The following is a 6,660-nucleotide window of genomic DNA, read 5'->3' on the forward strand; positions in this document are numbered from 1 at the left end:
TGGCCTGACTGTTTTTTCAACATCGTGGTTTAAAAAAGAATATCCCCGGCAAAAACTGTGAAACAGCATTGCTGCTGTGTGTGTTTTGATATGAGAGTGTTAAATTATTGTTTCTTTATTTACTTGTCACGTTTGAAAAGAACAATTTAATAGCAATCAAGAGAAAATTATTCCTGTAATAAAGCCCAGAAAATAGAGGGGGAATCATCTTATAAGCATTATCCAAAGAATATTCTGATTTTTTACCTGCGCATTTTTGTTAAGTTAACATTAAGGTTGAGTTTGCTACAATTGCTGATAACTCCCAGGATGGTAATTAAGTTGTGATTGTCGCTAAACGATATTTTCTCATTTTTTCATTTCTTTTTATTCAGTTAGCTTTCATTCCCCAGGGCGCTGCTGAAGATAAAGGCTGGTTTGCCACGTTTAAAGATAATGTCAGTGAAACCTGGCAGCAGCCGGAGCATTATGACCTGTATGTACCGGCTATTACCTGGCATGCCCGTTTTGCCTACGATAAAGAAAAAACGGATCGCTACAATGAGCGCCCCTGGGGGGCAGGATTTGGCCAGTCCCGTTGGGATGATAAAGGTAACTGGCACGGGCTTTATATTATGGCCTTTAAGGATTCCTACAATAAATGGGAACCGATTGGCGGCTACGGCTGGGAGAAAACCTGGCGACCGCTGCCTGATGATAACTTCCATACCGGCCTTGGCTTTACCGCTGGTTTTACCGCACGCGATAACTGGAACTACATTCCCGTACCGGTGCTGTTACCGCTGGCGTCAATCGGTTATGGTCCGGCAACGTTTCAGATGACCTACATTCCAGGAACCTATAACAATGGTAACGTCTACTTTGCGTGGTTACGCTTCCAGTTTTGATGGACTGCCTGTATTGTCAGTCAGGTTTTAAAAAAACCATTAAAAACATATGGATGGAAACGGTTACTGAAAAATAACGCGACATTTATCACTTTTTGATAAAGTTCGACTGGACAAAGCGCATCACAATTGTTGTACTGATACCCGACACAGCATTTGTGTCTATTTTTCATGTAAAGGTAATTTTGATGTCTAAGATTAAAGGTAACGTTAAGTGGTTTAATGAGTCCAAAGGATTCGGTTTCATTACTCCGGAAGATGGCAGCAAAGACGTGTTCGTACACTTCTCTGCAATCCAGACCAATGGTTTTAAAACTCTGGCTGAAGGTCAGCGCGTAGAGTTCGAAATCACTAACGGTGCCAAAGGCCCTTCTGCTGCAAACGTAATCGCTCTGTAAGCATACGACAGCAAGCATTCAAAACCCGCTTAATTGCGGGTTTTTTTCGCTCTAATGTGCGGGAGAGGCAGAAACCAGCCAGAATGCCAGGGCGGTCATCGCAAATGACCCCAGCAGATTAACCAGCACATTCACCATAGCCCAGCCAAAGCGTCCTTCCTGAAGTAAAAACACGACCTCTGCCGAGAAGGTGGAGAACGTTGTCAACCCGCCGCAAAAGCCGGTAGTAATCAGCACTTTCCACATTGGATCGATGTTTGTCATGCGATTAAACCACGCCAGACCCATACCAATGATAAACGCGCCAAGTAAGTTTGCCGCCAGCGTACCGAATGGGATAGCCTGATGCAGTGGGTTGAAGCGCATGCTCAACATCCATCTTGCTACGCTACCTGTACCACCACCGATAAAAACCGCTAAAAGAAGTTGTAACACTGCTAAATCCTGCTATTTGATTGTATATAGGGTGAGTGTAACGCTGAATAATCGTTGTTGGCGAGCCTGACAAACTTTTCTGGAGGGAATATGTTCGTTGCAGCAGGGCAGTTTGCCGTGGGTCCTTCGTGGGAAAAGAATGCAGAAACCTGCGCTTCATTAATGTCTCAGGCCGCAGGAGAGGGAGTATCGTTGTTGGTACTACCGGAGGCGTTGCTGGCCCGTAACGATATTGACCCTGACCTGTCAGTGAAGTCAGCGCAATTGCTGGAGGGTGGGTTCCTGACGCGTTTACTCCGAGAAAGCGCGCAAAATGAGATGACGACAATTCTGACGATTCATGTTCCTTCTGTGCCAGGTCGGGCTTTTAACATGCTGGTGGCGTTGCGGGGAGGTCGGGTTGTTGCCCATTATGCAAAATTGCATCTTTACGACGCGTTTGCGATTCAGGAGTCGCGGAATGTCGATGCAGGAGACGCCATAGCGCCGCTGCTGGACGTAGACGGATTAAAGGTAGGGTTGATGACCTGCTATGACCTGCGTTTCCCTGAGCTGGCGTTAGCGCACGCTCTGCAGGGGGCAGACATTCTCGCTTTACCTGCCGCCTGGGTGCGGGGAGCGCTAAAAGAGCATCACTGGGCAACATTGTTGGCGGCAAGGGCTCTTGATGCTACTTGCTATGTTATTGCCGCTGGAGAATGTGGTAATAAGAACATTGGGCAAAGCCGGGTCATCGATCCCTTTGGGGTGACCATTGCCGCAGCGGCAGAAACGCCGGCGCTGATTATGGCCGAGGTTTCAGCAGAGCGGGTGAAGCAGGTCAGGGCGCAACTTCCGGTGTTAATCAACCGACGCTTTGCGCCACCGCAATTATTATGACGTTTTTTTAAACAAGACTTGATTCACCTTGTTACAGATTGCTATTGTGTGCGCGCGTCGAAAGGCCGTTAATATTCTCAGGTTAATATGGCGCATAATGTAGCCTGGTTTAAGTTAAGAAGGTATCTATGGGTGAGATTAGTATTACCAAACTGCTGGTGGTTGCCGCACTGGTCGTTCTGCTGTTTGGTACCAAGAAGTTACGTACACTGGGTGGAGACCTGGGAACGGCAATTAAGGGCTTTAAGAAAGCGATGAACGACGATAATACCGATGCCAGGAAAGAGGCTGATGGTAGCGTTCAGGCGGAAAAGCTCTCTCATAAAGAGTAATATCAGGAGCATGATGCTCATACTGTATGCTCTGTATGAAAAAAAACCGGCAAATTGCCGGTTTTTTTATTGCTGATATGTAAGTGAGTATTACACGATTACTTCACTTCCAGCCCTTTGGCCTGCATATCAGCGTGGTATGAAGAACGAACAAACGGGCCGCAGGCTGCATGGGTAAAGCCCATCGCCATGGCTTCGGCTTTCATCTCGTCGAACTCATCCGGGCTGACATAGCGTTGCACCGGCAGGTGATGGCGGCTCGGCTGCAAATACTGCCCCAGCGTCAGCATGGTCACGCCATGACTGCGCAGATCGCGCATGACTTCAATAATTTCGGCATTGGTTTCACCCAGACCTACCATCAGACCCGATTTAGTCGGGATCTCCGGGTGCGCTTCCTTGAAACGCTCCAGAAGCTTCAGCGACCAGTTGTAGTCAGCTCCCGGACGTACGTTACGGTAAATACGCGGTACGTTTTCGAGGTTGTGGTTAAATACGTCCGGCGGCGTGGCCGTGAGGATATCCAACGCGCGATCCATACGACCACGGAAGTCAGGCACCAGCGTTTCGATTTTAATCGATGGGCTTTTCTCGCGGATAGCGGTGATGCAGTCAGCAAAGTGCTGAGCACCGCCGTCACGCAGATCGTCACGGTCAACGGAGGTAATGACGACATAGCGCAGCGCCATGTCCGCAATGGTCTGAGCCAGTTTCAACGGCTCGTTAGCATCAGGCGCAACCGGACGACCATGGGCAACGTCACAGAATGGGCAACGGCGAGTACAGATTGCGCCGAGGATCATAAAGGTTGCGGTTCCGTGATTGAAACATTCAGCCAGGTTAGGGCAGGAAGCTTCTTCGCAGACAGAGTGCAGGCCGTTTTTGCGCATTGCCGCTTTGATGCCCTGGATACGGGTGGAGTCCGCTGGCAGTTTTATTTTCATCCATTCCGGTTTACGCAGCAGGGCTTCACGCTCTGTTGCCACATTTTTAACCGGGATAAGAGCCATCTTATCGGCATCGCGGTATTTAACACCGCGTTCCATCACAATGGGTTTACTCATAGCTTGCGTGTTCCAGTTGCGAATTACGAAGGAAAGCGTTTCAATTCAAGGGAATGTTGCATTTATCAACTATTTTTGAATTAGTGATACGCAGTATATCATTGAAACGGGCCAGAAAGCAGCCTGACAGGCTGGCAAAATGTAAAATAGTTGTTGTTTTGTGCCATTTGCCACAACATATGCCGTGGCAAAGTATGACAGCCTTTTTAGTCCACAACGTACTCGTGCGGTGGGTTACCCAACAGCGCCAGAATGTTGGCCAGCAGGCGTGGGCGAATGCTCTCAGTCGTGGCAGCGTTATCCCATTGCGATACTTTTGCCATCTCCATTCCGGCATAACCGCAAGGGTTGATACGCAGGAAAGGCGACAGGTCCATATCCACGTTGAGCGCTAAGCCGTGAAATGAACATCCCTTACGAATACGTAACCCTAATGAGCAGATTTTCTTCTCACCGACATAAACGCCTGGCGCATCGGCTCGCGGGTGGGCGTCGATGCCAATTTCCGCAAGGGTATTGACGACAGTTTGCTCCAGCAGCGTAACCAGTTCGCGAACGCCCAGTTTGCGGCGTTTCAGGTTCAACAGCACATACATGACCTGTTGACCTGGACCGTGGTAGGTCACCTGACCGCCGCGATCGCTCTGAATCACCGGAATATCTCCCGGCATCAGTACATGCTCGGCTTTACCGGCCTGACCCTGGGTAAAGACAGGATAATGCTCTACCAGCCAGATTTCATCATGACTGTTTTCATCGCGGGTATCGGTAAATTCGTGCATGGCCAGAGAGACTGGCTCGTAAGGTTGAAGACCGAGCTGGCGGACCAGAATTTTATCCTGATACAAAACGGCATCTCCGTAGATACTCACACAGAGTAGAGAATGTTAAAGAGGGGAAAAGTATATCACAGGAGGAAGGGGTTACCCGAGCGGGGATGCAGCGGGTAACCGACAGGTTTTTACAGCACCATGCGTACGATATCAATATTGCCTAATTCTTCGTACAGTGTTTCAACCTGCTCAATGTGTGTAGCAGTGATGGTGATAGAGACCGAGTGGTAGTTGCCTTTGCTGCTCGGTTTTACCGTCGGAGAGTAATCACCTGGCGCATGGCGCTGTACCACTTCAACCACCTGATCAACCAGCTCAGGCAACGCCTGCCCCATTACTTTGTAAGTAAATGGAGTAGGGAATTCAAGCAGTTCGTTAAGTTTGGTTTTCATGTCAGCTCCGGCGTTACATCAAAAAATAATAACTCCCACAGCGCGTGGGAGTTATCTGGATACCTAGTATATGGGGACGTAAATCACACTTTCAAGTGTTCGATTTTTAGCCAAACCAGTGATGGAACATTAATTTAATGTAATCAATGATTTTCCCAAAGAAGTTGCCTTCCGGGATTTCCTGCAGCACGACCAGTGGGCGCTGCTCGATGGTTTTGCCATCAAGCTGGAAGTTGATGGTACCGACAACCTGGTTTTTCTGCAGCGGTGCGTGCAGTTCAGTGGTGTTCAGCACATAACTTGCTTTCAGATCTTTCATACGGCCGCGCGGAATGGTCAGGTAGACATCCTTATCGACACCTAACGATGCGCGATCGGTGTTGCCAAACCAGGCGGGTTCTGAGGCAAATTCTTTACCCACTTTCAGCGGGTTGACGGTTTCGAAGAAACGGAAGCCCCAGGTCAGCAGTTTTTTGCTTTCGGTTTCGCGACCTTTATAGGTGCGGCCACCCATTACGGCGGAGATCAGACGCATCTGGCCTTCGGTTGCGGATGCAACAAGGTTATAGCCAGCTTTATCGGTGTGACCGGTTTTGATACCGTCGACATTCAGGCTGTTATCCCACAGCAGACCGTTACGGTTTAACTGACGAATGCCGTTAAAGGTGAACTCTTTTTCTTTATAGATAGAGTATTCATTAGGTACATCGCGAATCAGCGCCTGACCAATCATCGCCATATCGCGGGCTGAACTGTACTGACCGTCAGCATCAAGACCATGAACGGTCTGGAAGTGGGTGTTTTTCAGACCCAGCGCGTTCACATAGCTGTTCATCAGGCCGACGAAAGCATCCTGGCTGCCGGCAGCGAAGTCAGCCATCGCCACACATGCGTCGTTCCCGGACTGCAGGTTAATACCACGGATCAACTGAGAGACAGGAACCTGCATGCCTGGCTTGAAGAACATCAGCGATGAACCTTTAAAGACCGGGTTACCCGTAGCCCATGCGTCATTGCCAACGGTGACCAGATCGGTTTCTTTGAACTTCCCGGCTTTCATCGCCTGGCCGATGACGTAGCTGGTCATCATCTTGGTCAGGCTGGCGGGGTCGCGGCGAGTGTCAGCATTCTGTTCTGCCAGAACTTTACCTGAGTTGTAATCAATCAGGATATACGACTCCGCATCGATCTGCGGAACGCCGGGGATCATGGTTTTAATATTCAGGTCATCGGCATAGGCAGCAGAAAGAGTAGCTGCGCAGAGAGCCGCGGTGAGCGCCATACGCTGCACGAAACGAGCGGAAAAAGTGGTCTTCATGGTCTGAACTACGACGTCCGTGATGAAATTAAAAAAAAGTGCCCTACTATAGCAAATGCATAACGGGCAGGCATCTGACTTTCCGCGTGACTTTGTTAATGTCATTTACGGAAATTGACAAT

The 6,660-nt window shown here is 49.1% G+C and carries 9 protein-coding genes; 4 read left to right on the top strand and 5 right to left on the bottom strand.

The features are described 5' to 3' along the window. Positions 1 to 323: 323 nt before the first annotated feature. Both pagP and cspE read left to right on the top strand, forming a co-directional pair. Positions 324 to 887: a lipid IV(A) palmitoyltransferase PagP gene (gene pagP / locus KQJ18_RS20290; protein WP_137346984.1), complete on the top strand. Its 564-nt coding sequence runs from the start codon at positions 324 to 326 to the stop codon at positions 885 to 887. A gap of 188 nt (positions 888 to 1,075) precedes the next feature. Further along, positions 1,076 to 1,285: a transcription antiterminator/RNA stability regulator CspE gene (gene cspE / locus KQJ18_RS20295; RefSeq protein WP_000034825.1), complete on the top strand. Its 210-nt coding sequence runs from the start codon at positions 1,076 to 1,078 to the stop codon at positions 1,283 to 1,285. Positions 1,286 to 1,336: 51 nt separating this feature from the next. On the opposite strand, the gene crcB is transcribed toward cspE, so the two are convergent. Beyond that, on the bottom strand, positions 1,337 to 1,720 hold the full coding sequence (gene crcB / locus KQJ18_RS20300) for a fluoride efflux transporter CrcB (RefSeq protein WP_003831281.1): 384 nt from the start codon (positions 1,718 to 1,720) through the stop codon (positions 1,337 to 1,339). 90 nt (positions 1,721 to 1,810) lie between these two features. Here crcB and KQJ18_RS20305 point away from each other — a divergent pair, with 90 nt between their 5' ends. Together KQJ18_RS20305 and tatE are read left to right on the top strand one after the other, a co-directional pair. After that, complete coding sequence (locus KQJ18_RS20305) at positions 1,811 to 2,599, top strand: deaminated glutathione amidase (RefSeq protein WP_038638732.1); 789 nt, start codon at positions 1,811 to 1,813, stop codon at positions 2,597 to 2,599. 128 nt (positions 2,600 to 2,727) lie between these two features. Continuing rightward, positions 2,728 to 2,931, top strand: a complete 204-nt coding sequence (gene tatE / locus KQJ18_RS20310) for a twin-arginine translocase subunit TatE (protein ID WP_038638735.1) — start codon at positions 2,728 to 2,730, stop codon at positions 2,929 to 2,931. Between the two features lie 98 nt (positions 2,932 to 3,029). Here the strand turns inward: tatE and lipA are convergent, their stop codons facing one another. From lipA to dacA, 4 genes are all read right to left on the bottom strand, one after another. Beyond that, entirely contained in the window at positions 3,030 to 3,995 is a 966-nt protein-coding gene (gene lipA / locus KQJ18_RS20315; protein WP_003022702.1) for a lipoyl synthase, read from the bottom strand. Between the two features lie 206 nt (positions 3,996 to 4,201). Continuing rightward, positions 4,202 to 4,843: a lipoyl(octanoyl) transferase LipB gene (gene lipB, locus KQJ18_RS20320; protein ID WP_085047521.1), complete on the bottom strand. Its 642-nt coding sequence runs from the start codon at positions 4,841 to 4,843 to the stop codon at positions 4,202 to 4,204. A gap of 113 nt (positions 4,844 to 4,956) precedes the next feature. Further along, complete coding sequence (ybeD, locus tag KQJ18_RS20325) at positions 4,957 to 5,220, bottom strand: DUF493 family protein YbeD (RefSeq protein WP_003022706.1); 264 nt, start codon at positions 5,218 to 5,220, stop codon at positions 4,957 to 4,959. 106 nt (positions 5,221 to 5,326) lie between these two features. Next, complete coding sequence (gene dacA, locus KQJ18_RS20330) at positions 5,327 to 6,538, bottom strand: D-alanyl-D-alanine carboxypeptidase DacA (protein ID WP_216422594.1); 1,212 nt, start codon at positions 6,536 to 6,538, stop codon at positions 5,327 to 5,329. Positions 6,539 to 6,660 lie beyond the last annotated feature (122 nt).

It is taken from the genome of Citrobacter sp. S55_ASV_140, assembly GCF_018919505.1.
In the GTDB taxonomy this organism is placed as follows: Bacteria; Pseudomonadota; Gammaproteobacteria; order Enterobacterales; family Enterobacteriaceae; genus Citrobacter; species Citrobacter werkmanii.

Bases quoted from the DNA above. Each gene is read 5' to 3' on its own strand.
- KQJ18_RS20305 (WP_038638732.1), top strand. From the start codon at position 1,811: ATGTTCGTTGCAGCAGGGCAGTTTGCCGTGGGTCCTTCGTGGGAAAAG.
- cspE (WP_000034825.1), top strand. From the start codon at position 1,076: ATGTCTAAGATTAAAGGTAACGTTAAGTGGTTTAATGAGTCCAAAGGA.
- tatE (WP_038638735.1), top strand. From the start codon at position 2,728: ATGGGTGAGATTAGTATTACCAAACTGCTGGTGGTTGCCGCACTGGTC.
- dacA (WP_216422594.1), bottom strand. From the start codon at position 6,538: ATGAAGACCACTTTTTCCGCTCGTTTCGTGCAGCGTATGGCGCTCACC.
- lipA (WP_003022702.1), bottom strand. From the start codon at position 3,995: ATGAGTAAACCCATTGTGATGGAACGCGGTGTTAAATACCGCGATGCC.
- ybeD (WP_003022706.1), bottom strand. From the start codon at position 5,220: ATGAAAACCAAACTTAACGAACTGCTTGAATTCCCTACTCCATTTACT.